General features: G+C 46.2%; 13 protein-coding genes and 2 other annotated features. Of the genes, 11 read left to right on the plus strand and 2 right to left on the minus strand.

The genetic code is table 11. From position 1 onward, the window contains the following. The first annotated feature begins 191 nt into the window (after nucleotides 1-191). The 11 genes from QY97_RS11870 (at nucleotide 192) to trpA (ending at nucleotide 12,404) form a co-directional block, all read left to right on the plus strand. Entirely contained in the window at nucleotides 192-1,493 is a 1,302-nt protein-coding gene (locus tag QY97_RS11870; RefSeq protein WP_039238382.1) for a homoserine dehydrogenase, read from the plus strand. Continuing rightward, a complete protein-coding gene (gene thrC / locus QY97_RS11875; RefSeq protein WP_039238379.1) occupies nucleotides 1,490-2,551 on the plus strand; it encodes a threonine synthase in 1,062 nt (353 codons plus the stop codon). Before QY97_RS11870 ends, thrC begins: the two co-directional genes overlap by 4 nt. After that, on the plus strand, nucleotides 2,548-3,438 hold the full coding sequence (thrB, locus tag QY97_RS11880) for a homoserine kinase (protein WP_039238377.1): 891 nt from the start codon (nucleotides 2,548-2,550) through the stop codon (nucleotides 3,436-3,438). Before thrC ends, thrB begins: the two co-directional genes overlap by 4 nt. Before the next feature lie 147 nt (nucleotides 3,439-3,585). Beyond that, nucleotides 3,586-3,864, plus strand: coding sequence for a YhdT family protein (locus QY97_RS11885; RefSeq protein WP_039238375.1), 279 nt, complete (start codon nucleotides 3,586-3,588; stop codon nucleotides 3,862-3,864). Beyond that, nucleotides 3,861-5,297 (plus strand): sodium/pantothenate symporter, encoded by a 1,437-nt coding sequence (gene panF, locus QY97_RS11890; RefSeq protein WP_039238373.1) that lies wholly within the window; start codon nucleotides 3,861-3,863, stop codon nucleotides 5,295-5,297. Before QY97_RS11885 ends, panF begins: the two co-directional genes overlap by 4 nt. 131 nt (nucleotides 5,298-5,428) lie before the next feature. Next, nucleotides 5,429-5,681: a binding site (T-box leader), on the plus strand. Nucleotides 5,682-5,718: 37 nt separating this feature from the next. Further along, nucleotides 5,719-5,949 (plus strand) — a binding site (T-box leader). A 66-nt stretch (nucleotides 5,950-6,015) separates the two neighbouring features. Further along, on the plus strand, nucleotides 6,016-7,410 hold the full coding sequence (gene trpE, locus QY97_RS11895; RefSeq protein ID WP_039238371.1) for an anthranilate synthase component I: 1,395 nt from the start codon (nucleotides 6,016-6,018) through the stop codon (nucleotides 7,408-7,410). Then, a complete protein-coding gene (locus tag QY97_RS19970) occupies nucleotides 7,410-9,023 on the plus strand; it encodes a bifunctional anthranilate synthase component II/anthranilate phosphoribosyltransferase (RefSeq protein ID WP_083965863.1) in 1,614 nt (537 codons plus the stop codon). The genes trpE and QY97_RS19970 overlap by 1 nt, the downstream gene beginning before the upstream one ends. Next, a complete protein-coding gene (gene trpC, locus QY97_RS11905) occupies nucleotides 9,020-9,799 on the plus strand; it encodes an indole-3-glycerol phosphate synthase TrpC (RefSeq protein WP_039238369.1) in 780 nt (259 codons plus the stop codon). The genes QY97_RS19970 and trpC overlap by 4 nt, the downstream gene beginning before the upstream one ends. A 10-nt stretch (nucleotides 9,800-9,809) precedes the next feature. Then, a complete protein-coding gene (locus QY97_RS11910) occupies nucleotides 9,810-10,418 on the plus strand; it encodes a phosphoribosylanthranilate isomerase (protein ID WP_039238368.1) in 609 nt (202 codons plus the stop codon). 2 nt (nucleotides 10,419-10,420) lie between these two features. After that, the gene (gene trpB, locus QY97_RS11915; protein WP_039238367.1) at nucleotides 10,421-11,626 is read left to right on the plus strand and encodes a tryptophan synthase subunit beta; all 1,206 of its coding nucleotides are present in this window, start codon (nucleotides 10,421-10,423) and stop codon (nucleotides 11,624-11,626) included. Next, a complete protein-coding gene (gene trpA / locus QY97_RS11920; RefSeq protein WP_039238366.1) occupies nucleotides 11,619-12,404 on the plus strand; it encodes a tryptophan synthase subunit alpha in 786 nt (261 codons plus the stop codon). The genes trpB and trpA overlap by 8 nt, the downstream gene beginning before the upstream one ends. Before the next feature lie 48 nt (nucleotides 12,405-12,452). Here the strand turns inward: trpA and QY97_RS11925 are convergent, their stop codons facing one another. Then, nucleotides 12,453-13,250 (minus strand): ABC transporter ATP-binding protein, encoded by a 798-nt coding sequence (locus tag QY97_RS11925; RefSeq protein WP_039238364.1) that lies wholly within the window; start codon nucleotides 13,248-13,250, stop codon nucleotides 12,453-12,455. 87 nt (nucleotides 13,251-13,337) lie between these two features. Further along, nucleotides 13,338-13,934, minus strand: a complete 597-nt coding sequence (locus QY97_RS11930) for an SAM-dependent methyltransferase (protein ID WP_039238361.1) — start codon at nucleotides 13,932-13,934, stop codon at nucleotides 13,338-13,340. Nucleotides 13,935-14,156 lie beyond the last annotated feature (222 nt).

The following is a 14,156-nucleotide window of genomic DNA, read 5'->3' on the forward strand; positions in this document are numbered from 1 at the left end:
TCAGCGGTTAATAAACGGTAAATATAACAAAAATATAATTGATCACTGTAGAAATGTTTTGTAAAATTTAAAAAAGCAGAAAACATTTTATTTTACTAGCATAATAGGTTGTAAAATAAGGAGGAAGGTTATATAATGTCTACTATGCACATACAAATGTACATTAGAAAAATACATTGAGGTGAGGAAAAGTGAAAGACAACGTGAAGGTAGGTTTATTGGGATTAGGCACGGTCGGTACTGGAGTTGTGAAGATGATTCAGCAGCATCAAGAACAACTTGTCCATCAAGTAGGGTGTCCGGTATCTATTAAGAAAGTATTAGTAAAGAACCCGGATAAAGGCCGTGATGTCGAACTTGACAGTCATCTCCTCACTACTGATCCATATGACGTAATCAATGATCCGGATATTGATGTGATTGTTGAGGTAATGGGCGGTATTAATGAAACCCGTCAATACATAATTGATGCACTAAATGCGAAAAAGCAAGTCGTCACAGCAAATAAGGACTTAATTGCACTTCACGGTTCAGAGCTGCAAAAAATTGCGGTTGAAAACGGATGTGACTTATTTTATGAAGCAAGCGTAGCTGGCGGTGTACCGATTATTCGTGGGCTAACAGAAGGTCTTGCATCGGACAAAATTCAAAAAATGATGGGTATTGTGAACGGTACGACAAACTACATTTTAACGAAAATGTCTAAAGAAGGTCTTGCCTACGATGATGTATTAAAAGAAGCTCAGGAACTAGGATTCGCTGAAGCAGATCCGACGTCAGATGTGGAGGGCTTGGATGCAGCTCGCAAAATGGCTATTCTGGCTCGTCTCGCTTTCTCTATGGATATTGAGCTGGATGATGTAGCGGTGAGCGGAATTTCCAGTGTAACACAGGAGGATTTAAAGTACGGAGCGACGCTTGGTTACACGATGAAGCTGATCGGCTATGCTGAACAGGAAAATAACCGTGCGGAAGTAAGCGTGCAGCCGACATTCTTAGAAAGCAGCCATCCGCTCTCCTCTGTTAATGATGAGTACAATGCTGTGTATGTATACGGAGAAGCAGTAGGAGAAACAATGTTCTATGGACCAGGAGCCGGCAGCTTGCCGACAGCCACATCAATTGTAAGTGATGTGCTCGCAGTAGTAAAGAATATGCGCCTCGGCGTCAATGGCCGCAACGTGCTGGCGCCTCAGTATAACCGGCAGCTCAAGGGGCCGAACGAGCGCTTTGCGAAATACTTCATCCGTCTGCATGTTCGTGATGAAATCGGTGCTTTCGCTGAACTAACGAAACTATTCTCTAACTATTCGATCAGTTTCGAGAAGATTCTTCAGCTTCCGTTGGAAGAAGAAGGCTTGGCTGAAATTGTTATTGTGACACATAAGGCATCCATGGATAATTATCAAAGCGTATTAAGCGAAATTAACGACCTAGATGTAGTAAGAGCGGTAAGAAGCTTCTACCGGGTTGAAGGAGAGGGAACAAAATGAAGTGGGAAGGCTTAATCAAACAATATAAGGAATTTTTACCGGTAACGAAAGACACTCCAGAACTAACACTGATGGAAGGAAACACACCGCTGATTCCGCTCCATAATTTATCTAAAAAACTGGACATCGACCTTCACGTAAAAACGGAAGGAACAAACCCGACTGGTTCCTTTAAGGATCGCGGCATGGTTATGGCTGTAGCGAAAGCAAAGGAAGAAGGAAGCAACACGGTTATTTGTGCTTCCACAGGAAATACTTCAGCTGCAGCCGCGGCCTACGCATCACGTGCAGGCATGCGTGCGATCATCGTTATTCCTGATGGGAAAATTGCGATGGGCAAATTAGCTCAGGCTATGATGTACGGTGCAGAAATCGTAGCCATCGAAGGAAACTTTGATGATGCGCTGAAAATGGTCCGCAGCATTAGCCAGCACTCACCGGTCACATTAGTGAACTCTGTGAATCCATACCGCATTGAGGGACAAAAAACAGCGGCATTTGAAATTTGCGACCAGCTTGGCAAAGCACCGGATGTATTAGCTATTCCAGTTGGAAATGCCGGTAATATTACGGCTTATTGGAAGGGATTCAAGGAGTATAACGAGAAATACGGCACAGGTCTTCCAAAGATGCACGGCTTTGAAGCAGAAGGAGCTGCTGCGATTGTAAAGAACATGGTCATTGAGCAGCCGGAAACTGTAGCGACAGCAATCCGCATTGGCAACCCGGCGAGCTGGGAGAAAGCAGTAGCTGCAAGGGACGAATCAGGCGGCAAGATTGACCTGGTAACAGATGAAGAGATTCTAGAGGCATTTGAACTGATTACTAAAGAAGAAGGTGTCTTCGCAGAACCTGCCTCTTGTGCATCTATTGCCGGCATTATTAAACAGCGTAAATCCGGTGAGATTCCTGCAGGAGCTACCGTAGCGGCTGTACTTACAGGAAACGGATTAAAAGACCCGCAAACAGCAATTGAACGTGTACAGAAGAAGCCAGTATTGCTTCCGAACGAAGAAAAGGCAGTATTTGATTTCATCGAGGGAGTCGTAAAAGCATGAATGCTGCAGTAACAATGAAAGTACCGGCCAGTACGGCCAACTTAGGGCCGGGGTTTGATTCCCTCGGCCTTGCTTTCAGCCTCTACTTAACGCTGGAGATCACACCAGCTTCCGAGTGGAAGTTTGAACATCGCTCACCTATGCTGGCTGGTTTGCCAGATGATGAAACCCACCTTGTTTATCAGGTAGCGAAGAAGACGGCTGATACGTATGGAGGAGAGCTGCCTCCTCTGCATATTGTGATGGACAGTGAAATCCCGCTTGCCCGCGGTCTTGGCAGCAGTGCAGCTGCTATTGCAGCCGGTATTGAAATAGCGGATCGCTTTGCGGACTTGAATCTGTCGGATGATCAAAAGCTGACTATCGGCAATCAATTTGAAGGCCATCCGGATAATATAGGTGCGTCGTTATTTGGCGGCATGGTAGTCGGCGTGTCATTCGGCGAGTCCGCTGAAATAGTTCAGCTTCCATCTCCTGAAGTTGATCTGATCGCTATTATTCCTCCGTATGAGGTGAAGACTGACGATGCTCGCAGGGTTCTTCCGGAGCAGTTTACGAGAGCTCAAGCTGTGCAGGGCAGTGCCGTGGCGAATGTGCTGCTTTCGGCCTTGTTTGCACGCAACTACGAGCTCGCTGGGCAGATGATGGAGAAGGATGGGTTTCATGAGCCCTATCGCCTTGAGCTGATCAAGGAACTGCCGGAAGCTAGAAAGCTTGCGAAGGAAGCAGGAGCGTATGCTACAGTCATCAGTGGAGCAGGGCCAACTATTTTAACATTTGCACCAATCGGAAAAGGCAAGGAGATCGCTTCTTTATTCACGGATCGCTTCTCTGACTGCGATGTTAAGCAGCTTCACATTCACAGCGGTACAATCCAATATATTTAGAATAAAAGAGAAAAGCTGATGCACTCAGCTTTTCTTTTTTATTTTTAGTCTAGTATTTCCTCATCAAACCATTGCATCTCGTTTCCTCCTATCGTAAGGTAAGATAGTATGGGACTATCGTGATATACAAGGAAAGGAAAAAGAAAAATGAAGAAGAAAAGCGTAGAAGATCCGCGCTTTCGAGTAGCGAAAAGAGAAGCCTGGATCGGCGTAGTGTTAGTGCTGTTTAACTTTATCTGGTGGTACGGCTTTGCATACGGGCTCGGCGACGGACCGGTGGAGGAGTACAACTTTATATTTGGACTTCCTGCCTGGTTTTTTTACAGCTGTGTGGTAGGCCTCATTGTCATGGTTGTACTTGTGTATATCACCGTAAAGTTTTTTTTCAAAGAAGTACCATTTGAAGAGGAAGGTGACCGGTCATGAACTGGACAGTTATTTGGCCTCTTCTTATATTTCTGGCACTCATTTTCTTTATCGGTATATATGCTTCCCGCCATGTACAGCGGGCTCCTTCTTTCGTTCAGGAATACTTTTTAGGAAGCCGGGAGCTGGGCGGATTTCTGCTGGCAATGACAATGGCGGCTACGTATGGCAGTGCTTCCAGCTTCTTAAGCGGACCGGGAGCCGCTTATAACTACGGCCTGGCATGGGTGCTGCTTTCGATGAGCCAGGTAGCCACAGGGTATTTCGTTCTTATGATCCTCGGCAAGAAGTTCGCCATTATGGCTAGAGAGTACAAGGCTGTAACGCTTGTGGACTTTTTATTCGCCCGTTACAAGAGCCAGACAGTTGTTGTATTGGCGGCTATCAGCATCGTGATTTTCTTGTTTGCCTCTATGACGGCACAGTGGATTGGCGGAGCTCGGTTAATTGAGTCTATTACGGGATTATCTTATACATTAGCCCTTATTATTTTTGCTGTGTCTGTATTAGTATATGTGGTTATTGGCGGATTCCGGGCTGTGGCGATTACCGATATGGTACAGGGCCTTATTATGGTAGGCGGTACGGTGATTTTATTTTTAGCGGCTCTGAAGGCTGGCGGCGGCATGGAAAGCATTATGACAACGTTGTATGATGAGAACCCTAACTTGCTAAGTCCATACGGAAGTGACCTTAGCTTAACCTCCGTGTACGTCTCATCCTTTTGGATTTTAGTCGGTATCGGAGTAATCGGCTTGCCTCAAGTGGCTATTAGAGCTATGAGCTATAAAAATGCAAAGGCCATGCACCGGGCCCTGGTGATTGGCACGATTGTAGTTGGTGTGATTATGCTTGGCATGCACTTAATTGGTGTGATGGCCAGGGCGATCGTGCCGGGGATTACGGTGGGAGACAAGGTCATGCCTGAATTGGCCATGACGGTCATGCCGGACTGGCTGGCAGGTATTGTATTAGCGGCTCCAATGGCAGCTATTATGTCGACGGTTGATTCACTTTTGCTGATTGTATCGAGTGCTATTATAAAAGACTTATATTTGCATTTCTCTAAGAAACCAGCCAAAGAAGAGCGGTTAAAGAAGATGTCTCTAGCCGTAACAGCGGTGATCGGGGTGGTTGTATTCATTGTGGCCCTGCAGCCCCCTAACTTGATCATTTGGCTGAATTTATTCTCGTTCGGCGGACTCGAAGCCGTCTTTATTTGGCCAATCGTATTTGGATTGTATTGGAGACGCGCGAATGGGCGGGGAGCGGTCGCTTCTATGGTAGCAGGCATGGTGTCTTACATCTTGTTTCATTCGTTTTATCCGACGCCTTTTGGGCTTCACACAGTCGTGCTTCCGATTATTATTTCTTTCTTCATGTTCGTTGCGGTAACTCTTGCAACGAGCCGTTCTTCGTTGGAACGAGCTTAGCTGCAGCTAAGCTCGTTTTTTAATAAGCACTTATGGACAAAAACGAATAAAAAATAGAAAATTTCAAATAAAAGGTTGACTCATAAGCAGCACTTGAATTATGATAATGACAACAAATACGAACGATGTATATATAAGCGTTGACGAAGAAGAGTAGCTTTAATGAGCTGTTTCAGAGAGCTGATGGCAGGTGAGAATCAGCACAGCCGTTTTAGTGAATGGCCTTCCGAGCTTCCGCACCGAACCCTGGTTGGGCAGTAGGCTGCGGCGAATGTCTTATCGTTACAAAAGACAGGCATTTAAGCGAATGGCTTTGATGCTTTTTGAGTGGATTGTGCCATGGCGCAATCAATAAAGGTGGTACCGCGGCTCCCCGTCCTTTGTGTCAGGGGAGCTTTTTGTGTTCCTAAAAATTTATATGTATAAATCATTGACTGAGAAGAGTAAGCTCGTATGATGCGCTACAGAGAGCCGGATGGGTGAGAACCGGTGCTGCACAGCGAGCTGAATGGACTCACGAGTGGCAGCAGGAAATGGCTGCCCGGCCTCTGCCGTTATCAGATACCAAAAGGGCTGAAAAGGCCGTTTTGGAGAAAGAGGAAGCTTATACAGCTTCAACGTGAGGTGGCACCGCGGTTCAACCGTCCTCCGCAGAAAATAACCCAGGGGTTATTTTCTGCGGAGGTTTTTTATTTTATTTCATAATGAGGTGAAAATAATGAAAACAAAAGAAACGTTGACGTATAAATTAAAAGAAATCGAAGGAGATATGCTGACCCCGATTGTTCTTTACCACCAGCTGGAGGGCAAAAAGAAGTTCTTGTTTGAGAGCTCCTATAAGCATGAACAAAGCGGTCGTTATTCCTTCCTGGGGGCGAACCCGGTAGAAGAATATAGGGCGACTGGCGCGAGCGCTGAGCGGGTGAACCACTGTACGGGAAAGAGAGAACAATTGAGCGGACACGGTGTTCATCAATTGAAGAACATACTGAAGAACAGCATGCAGGAGGAAACACCTTTTCCGTTTTTCGGAGGCGGTGTTGGCTATATAGGCTATGATGTTATCTTTCTGGAGGAGTTCATTGGAGAAGCATTAGAAGATGATTTAAATATGCCGGATATTCATTTTATGTTCTACGATACGTTCATTGTATACGATCATTTGCTGCAGAAGGTAACACTTGCCGCTGTTGACTTATTCGGCGGCCGTACGGAACAGGAAATGGACCAAGCGATTCAAGAACTCGAAGAAAGCATTTACCGCTCCCAGCAAACTCAGTCTTCTGATTCACTTGAAACACTGCTGTTTACGAGCGATGTCGATCAAGGGCAGTTTGGCCAGATGGTTGAAAAGGCGAAAGAACATATTGTACGAGGGGACATTTTCCAGGTAGTGCTTTCCCAGCGTCTGAAGGCTGACTTCAAAGGAAATCCATTTTCTCTGTATCGCCGGCTGAGGACTTCAAACCCGTCCCCGTATATGTTCTACATAGATTTTGATGAATATACGGTGTTAGGAGCTTCGCCGGAAAGCTTGATTAGCGTAAGAGAGAAGAAGGTTGTGACGAATCCGATTGCCGGCACGCGGCCGCGCGGGAAGAACGATAGTGAAGATGCGATTCTTCAGCAGGAGCTTCTGAATGATGAAAAAGAAATTGCGGAACACCGGATGCTGGTGGATTTAAGCCGAAATGATCTTGGGCGTGTATGTGAAATTGGTTCTGTACATTTAACAAAGTATCAGAAGATTGAAAAATATAAACATGTTATGCATATTGTTTCCGAAGTGAGCGGAACGCTGAAGAAGGATATTCATCCAATCGATGCATTGCTAGCATGCCTTCCTGCCGGCACGGTGTCAGGAGCCCCTAAAATCCGTGCCATGCAAATTATTAATGATTTGGAGACGAAGAAGCGGGGCGTATATTCAGGAGCTGCCGGCTACATTTCATCCAATGGCGATTTAGATTTTGCCTTGGCAATCCGCACGATGATCATTAAAGACGAAAAAGCTTATGTGCAAGCAGGAGCTGGCATTGTGTACGACTCGGTCCCTGTAAAAGAATATGAAGAAACGATGCATAAAGCAAAAGCGCTACTGGAGGTTAAATAATGATTCTACTTATCGATAACTATGATTCTTTCACTTATAACTTATATCAGCAAATTGGTTCTCTAGGGAAGAACGTACGGGTGGTTCGCAATGACCAAATTACCCTGGAAGAGATCGAAGCGCTTGAACCGGAAGCGATTGTATTATCACCCGGTCCTGGAACACCGGAAGAAGCGGGAATTTGTATAGATGTTGTTCGCAGCTTTTTCCACCGTGTACCGATCCTCGGCATTTGCCTCGGTCATCAAGCGATTGCGGCCGCTTTCGGAGCGGACATTCGGCCAGCCAAAACGATTAAGCACGGCAAAATCTCGCTTATTCGCCACGAAGGAAAAGGCGTGTTCCAAGCGCTGAGCGGACCTGTTTCTGTGATGAGATACCACTCGCTAGCAGTGGATGAGGATACATTGCCTTCAAAGCTCGAAGTACTTGCTCATTCGGCGGACGATGAAGAAATTATGGCCCTTCGTCACCGCGAGTATCCTGTATACGGCATCCAGTTTCACCCTGAGTCCATTGGCACAAAAGCCGGAACAGATATTGTTCAGCAATTTTTCCGCCAGTACAGAAAGGAGAAAAACATGAAGCAATACTTAATGAAGCTGTCCGATCAGCAGACATTAGAGCAAAAGGAAATGGAAGAAGCGATTGAAGAAATCCTTCAGGAAGATGCTACAGAAAGTGAGATTGCTGCTTTTCTCATTGCATTGAAAGCAAAGGGAGAGACAGTTGACGAGGTAGCGGCCCTTGTGAATGTACTGCGTCAAAATGCCCTCGGCACCGGGAATCGTATCCATGGAGTAATGGATAACTGCGGCACGGGCGGTGACGGCTCTCAAAGCTTTAATATTAGTACAACATCTGCCTTTGTGCTTGCGGGCGCGGGAGTGAAAATCGCTAAGCATGGGAACCGCAGCGTTTCCAGCAAAACAGGAAGTGCGGACGTATTGGAGCACTTAGGCATCTCTCTTGATTATTTAGAGGGGGAAACAGAACAGCTGCTTGAGGAGAACAACATTGCCTTCTTGTTTGCACCTAGCGTTCATCCAAAAATGAAACGAATCATGAAAGTGCGGCGAGATTTGAAAATCCCGACCATTTTCAATTTGATCGGCCCTCTGACGAATCCGATTGATCTCGACACGCAGCTGCTGGGCATTTACCGCCGTGACATGCTTGAGATGATGGCAGATGTGCTGAATCGTCTCGGCAGAAAACGGGCGGTCGTATTAAATGGTGCCGGCTATATGGATGAAGCTTCCTTAGCTGGGGAAAACCATTTGATCCTGCTTGAGAATGGGACAACACGAAAGATGATTGTGACACCTGAATCCGTTGGCCTTCCTGAATATAAGCTGGACGAGATCCGGGGCGGGGAAGCAAAAGAAAATGCTGAGATTTTGCGAAGCATCCTTGAAGGAGAAAAAGGAGCTAAGCGTGATACGGTTCTATTGAATGCTGGAATCGGGCTGTTTACCGCAGGAAAAGCAGATACCATTCAAGACGGTATCCGCATGGCAAAGGAAAGCATCGATTCGGGCGCCGCGCTTTCGAAGCTTCAATATTTAATTGATTATTCCAAGAGACGTCAAAAGGTGGGAGTGATTGTATGAGTACAACTATATTAGATAAAATCCTAGCTGAAAAACATAAGGAAGTCGCTGAACTTAAGCAGAGTTTCCAAGCGGGGAAGCCAGCGAAGAGACAGAGCAAAGAATCATTATATGATCGCTTTTCTCGATCGGGCAAAATGAACGTTATTTCAGAGATCAAGCGGGCTTCTCCTTCGAAAGGTGAAATCAATGCGGGGGTTGATCCAGTTAAGCAGGCAATACAATATGAAGCAAGCGGAGCAGATGCGATCTCTGTTTTGACGGATACCCCATTTTTTAAAGGAACGATAGAAGATTTAATGGCTGTCCGCCAGGCGGTGGATGTGCCGGTGCTTTGCAAGGACTTTATTATTGATCAAATCCAGATTACCCGTGCAGCTGCAGCTGGAGCAGATGTTATTTTGCTCATTGCAGCAGCGCTTGATCAGGATCAGCTGCGCTCGCTTTATAGATATGCTAAGGAACAGCAGCTGGATGCTCTGCTTGAAGTTCATAATGAAGAGGAAATGGAAAGGGCACTGGCTGTGGATGCGGATGTGATTGGCGTGAACAACCGCAATTTAAAAACCTTTACGGTAGATTTAGGTATAACGGAACGTCTATTGGCTGCCTACTATGAACCTAATAAGGTGTTTATTTCAGAAAGCGGCATGCGCACAACGGAGGATGTTGAGCGAGTCAAGCAGGCAGGAGCAAAAGGCATCTTAGTAGGTGAGACATTTATGAGAAGTACGAATATCGCTGAGACGTTTCAGCAATTGAAAACCAGCTTATGAGGTGTGAAAAATGAAGGTCAAGATATGCGGCATACGAGATATAGATACAGCTCTTTATGCAAAAGAAATAAATACGGATGCGGTCGGCTTTGTGTTTGCGAAAAGCAAACGGCAGGTGACGGTTGATCAGGCAGCAGAAATAGCGGATGAGCTCAAGGGCGGACCATTGAAGGTAGGTGTCTTCGTGAACGAGACACAAGAAAATATAGAAAGAATAGCGGAGCAGGCTTCTTTAGATATAATCCAATTGCATGGAGATGAACCTCCTGAGCTGGCAGAAGCGCTTCGTTTGCCGGTGGTCAAAGCGTTCAGCTTCCAAAAGGGAGCGCAGCTTTCAGATATGCTGTCGTACCCGGCAGATTATATCCTGCTAGATAGTCCGATTGGCCCTTACCGAGGCGGCAACGGAACGTCCTTTGACTGGAGCCTTCTTGAAAAGGAGACATTTGATCGTTCCCGCCTCATTTTAGCGGGCGGGCTGCATGCTGGTAATGTCCAAGAGGCAATTCAAATGATTAAGCCATACGCTGTGGATGTATCGAGCGGAGTGGAGACTGATGGAAGTAAAGATCGGCAGAAGATGAAACAGTTTATCCAAGCAGCGAAAGGGGAGCGGTAAGCATGACTACATATACACAACCAGATGAGCGGGGACATTACGGCGATTTCGGAGGCCGTTACGTACCCGAAACACTGATGCAGGCAATAATAGAGCTGGAAGAGGCATATAAAGAAGCAACGAATGACCCTGCATTTCTTGATGAGCTGAACTACTATTTAACGGATTATATTGGACGGGAAAACCCGCTTTATTTCGCCCGCAACTTAACAAAGAAGCTAGGCGGAGCGAAAATTTATTTAAAACGAGAAGACCTTAATCATACAGGAGCCCATAAGATTAACAATACAATCGGCCAGGCCCTTCTGGCTGCACGAATGGGCAAGAAGAAAGTCGTAGCGGAAACTGGAGCAGGCCAGCATGGGGTGGCCACTGCTACGGTGAGTGCGCTTTTGAACCTGGAATGTGTGATCTTTATGGGGGAGGAAGACATTCGCCGCCAGAAACTAAATGTCTTTCGGATGGAGCTTCTCGGTGCGAAGGTCATTGGCGTCAGCCAAGGCAGCGGTACGTTAAAGGATGCGGTAAATGAAGCGCTGCGCTATTGGGTGGCAAATGTAGAGGATACTCATTATATTATGGGCTCCGTGCTCGGACCGCATCCGTTCCCTCAAATTGTACGCGATTTTCAAAGTGTCATTGGTACGGAGACAAAGAAGCAAATGCTGGCTAAAGAAGGAAAGCTGCCGGAAGCGGTAGTCGCTTGTATTGGCGGAGGCAGCAATGCTATGGGGATGTTTTATCCCTTTATTAATGACCAGGGCGTTAAGCTGTACGGAGTCGAAGCTGCTGGCAGCGGTTTGGACACAGACAAGCATGCCGCTTCGCTTACGAAGGGGAGCGTAGGGGTGCTGCATGGCAGCAAGATGTATCTCCTTCAGGACGAAGCAGGTCAAATTCAAGAGGCGCACTCGATTTCTGCAGGGCTTGATTACCCGGGTGTTGGGCCGGAGCACAGCTTACTAAAAGAAATAGGCCGGGTAGAATATACGTCTATTACAGATGAAGAAGCATTAGAAGGATTTAAACTCCTCACACAAACAGAAGGAATTATTCCTGCCCTTGAAAGCTCTCACGCCATTGCTTACGCAGCTAAGCTGGCTAAGACCATGAGCCAGGAGGACTGCATTGCTGTGTGTCTATCAGGAAGAGGAGACAAGGATGTTGAAGCGATTCAAGCAAGGTTGGGAGGGGAAACAGATGAGTAAAGCAAAGTTAGCAAAAGCATTCCAGTCAGCAGAAGCAAGGAATGAGAAGGCATTTGTTTCATATATCATGGCAGGAGACGGAGGACTTAATGCTTTAAAGGATCAGCTGCTTTACCTGCAGGAGATCGGTGTGACAGCAGCAGAAGTCGGAATTCCCTTCTCTGACCCCGTCGCGGACGGACCTGTCATTCAGGAAGCGGGAAAGCGTGCATTAGCCGAAGGGGTAACCTTAAAAAGGGTGCTCAGCTTTTTAGAGGAGCACAAGAATTCCTTTCACATTCCAATTGTGCTGATGACCTACTTGAACCCAGTGTTTCAATATGGAATTGAGGCGTTTGCAGAAGACAGCCAGAAAGCTGGCGTCTCAGGAGTCATTGTCCCGGATATGCCGCTGGAAGAAGAAAAGGAAGTACGAGAAGCGCTGCAAGAGAGAGAGCTGGCATTGATTCGCCTTGTAACACTGACTAGTCCTGAAGACCGTATCGCCCAGATTACGGATGGAGCGGAAGGCTTCATTTACGCTGTTACGGTGAAAGGCACAACGGGTGTGCGCAATAGCTATCAGGATGATGTAGGCACTTATTTGGGGCAGATTAAAGAAAAGAGTAAGGTACCTGTGCTGGCCGGATTCGGGGTGTCGTCTCAAGAACAGGCTGCTGAACTTGGAAAGCATTGTGACGGAGTCATCGTCGGCAGCAAAATTGTCGACTTATTCCATCAAGGACAAAAGGAAAAAATTAAAGAGCTCATTCCTCAGCGGGAAGCAAGAACCCATTGATGCAAGCAGGCTGCCATTAACGGCAGCCTGTTTTGTATGTAGAGCGGATTAAATAATACCAGCGGTTACCTGCAGCCATGGACGGCCATGTTTCCATTCTACTTCTACGGGAATTTTAAAGGCTTTGCTTAAGCTGTCAGCTGTCAATGCTTCTTCTTTGAGGCCAGAAGCGACAATGTTGCCATCAGCAAGCAGCAGTACATGAGTGATCTCGGGAAGGATCTCTTCAATGTGATGGGTAACGTATATCAACGAAGTGCCAGACTGATTGGTTTGCTCGGAAAGCGAACGAAGGAGTTCTTCGCGTGCCCTTATATCCAATCCTGCACATGGCTCATCTAATACCAGAATATCTGGCTGGGCCGAAAACGCCCGGGCTAAAAGCACTCTCCGCTGCTCCCCCTGTGACAAAGTGGCATAACGCTGGTTAGCCTGATCTTCTATGCGAAATGCTTCCAGCAGCTGATAGGCCATTTTCCATTCTTCTTCCTGCACCTCTTCGTATAAGCCGACGGAAGCGAACTTGCCGCTCATGACAATTTCTAAAGCCGTTTCTTGGTTGAAGGTCGTAAGAAACCGGTTTAATGAATTGCTCACGAATCCGATTCTTTTTCGAACGGACTGAAGGTTCGATTTTCCATACTCATTCCCTAACACAGTTACTGTCCCTTTAGTCGGGAATTGATAACCTGTTACTACGTTTAATAGAGAAGTTTTTCCTGAGCCGTTTAAACCGAGAACTGCCCAATGTTCACCTGATTGGACCGTCCAATTGATATCTTGCAAGATCGTCTTATCTCCGCGAACCCATTGAATATTCTTTAAACTAATCGCTATGTCCCTCATATTAAACAGCCGCCTCCACCTTTTTCTTTAGTGTACCACAGAAGCGGACTGGAAGAGGAGAGGGGAGAATGGAAAAAACAGAGAGAGCTATTTAACTGCTGTTACACAGACTGTTAGGACAGGGAAGGCATCCTTGTAATGAATGGCCGCACCAGAAAAGCCCGCTTCCTCTAAATCTTGGCGAATAGTTCGTGCGAGCTGCTTCGTCTTTCCCTCATCTGCATCTTTTTCTCTCGGTTGGACAGTGATCGCGACTTTTCCGTCTTTCTTCATTAATGTATGGATCGCAAGGAGGCCTTTTTTTCGGTCAGACCAAAGGGGGTAATTATTAACGGAGAAAACTTTGTCGTATTGTTTGTCTATATGAAAGCTGGCAATGTCACCAACGAACAAGCGCACTTTTTTGTCTTCTATAAGCTCTTTATTACGCCTCTCTGCAGCTTGCTTCATTGTCTCAGAAAGATCTACTCCGTCAAGCTGCAGGGAAGGGAATTGAGCAAAAGCGGATTCGATGGAAAATCCGGGACCATACCCGACTTCGAGAAGGCACTCCTGATCCTGGAGGGTCAGGAGGTCAAGCGTCCATTTATTAATTGACCGGTTTTCGATGGACATGATTTTTCCCGCTATTTTCCCGGGCAACCCTGCTGGTTCTTCAAATTGCTTAGAAAAAGAAGAAAACATATTGCATCCTCCGTTTTTCTTTTTATATACACTTTTTCCATTCAGACCAAACAAGCTTTTTAGCCCGTATGGCAGCAAATTAGAGGAGGGTGCTAGGAATAAACAGACTATTTAGTCTTTAAGCAGCATTTTTAGGTCGTGGAACAGAAAAAAGACGGCCGAAAAATGGTGTGTGAGTAATGTGAATTTTTTAGAGAAAAATGTTGGATTTTCTCGAGAAGA

It is taken from the genome of Bacillus thermotolerans (assembly GCF_000812025.2).
In the GTDB taxonomy this organism is placed as follows: domain Bacteria; phylum Bacillota; class Bacilli; order Bacillales; family Domibacillaceae; genus Quasibacillus; species Quasibacillus thermotolerans.

Coding starts and splice junctions, on each gene's coding strand:
- thrC (WP_039238379.1), top strand. CDS start 1,490: ATGAAGTGGGAAGGCTTAATCAAACAATATAAGGAATTTTTACCGGTA.
- thrB (WP_039238377.1), top strand. CDS start 2,548: ATGAATGCTGCAGTAACAATGAAAGTACCGGCCAGTACGGCCAACTTA.
- QY97_RS11885 (WP_039238375.1), top strand. CDS start 3,586: ATGAAGAAGAAAAGCGTAGAAGATCCGCGCTTTCGAGTAGCGAAAAGA.
- panF (WP_039238373.1), top strand. CDS start 3,861: ATGAACTGGACAGTTATTTGGCCTCTTCTTATATTTCTGGCACTCATT.
- trpE (WP_039238371.1), top strand. CDS start 6,016: ATGAAAACAAAAGAAACGTTGACGTATAAATTAAAAGAAATCGAAGGA.
- QY97_RS19970 (WP_083965863.1), top strand. CDS start 7,410: ATGATTCTACTTATCGATAACTATGATTCTTTCACTTATAACTTATAT.
- trpC (WP_039238369.1), top strand. CDS start 9,020: ATGAGTACAACTATATTAGATAAAATCCTAGCTGAAAAACATAAGGAA.
- QY97_RS11910 (WP_039238368.1), top strand. CDS start 9,810: ATGAAGGTCAAGATATGCGGCATACGAGATATAGATACAGCTCTTTAT.
- trpB (WP_039238367.1), top strand. CDS start 10,421: ATGACTACATATACACAACCAGATGAGCGGGGACATTACGGCGATTTC.
- trpA (WP_039238366.1), top strand. CDS start 11,619: ATGAGTAAAGCAAAGTTAGCAAAAGCATTCCAGTCAGCAGAAGCAAGG.
- QY97_RS11925 (WP_039238364.1), bottom strand. CDS start 13,250: ATGAGGGACATAGCGATTAGTTTAAAGAATATTCAATGGGTTCGCGGA.
- QY97_RS11930 (WP_039238361.1), bottom strand. CDS start 13,934: ATGTTTTCTTCTTTTTCTAAGCAATTTGAAGAACCAGCAGGGTTGCCC.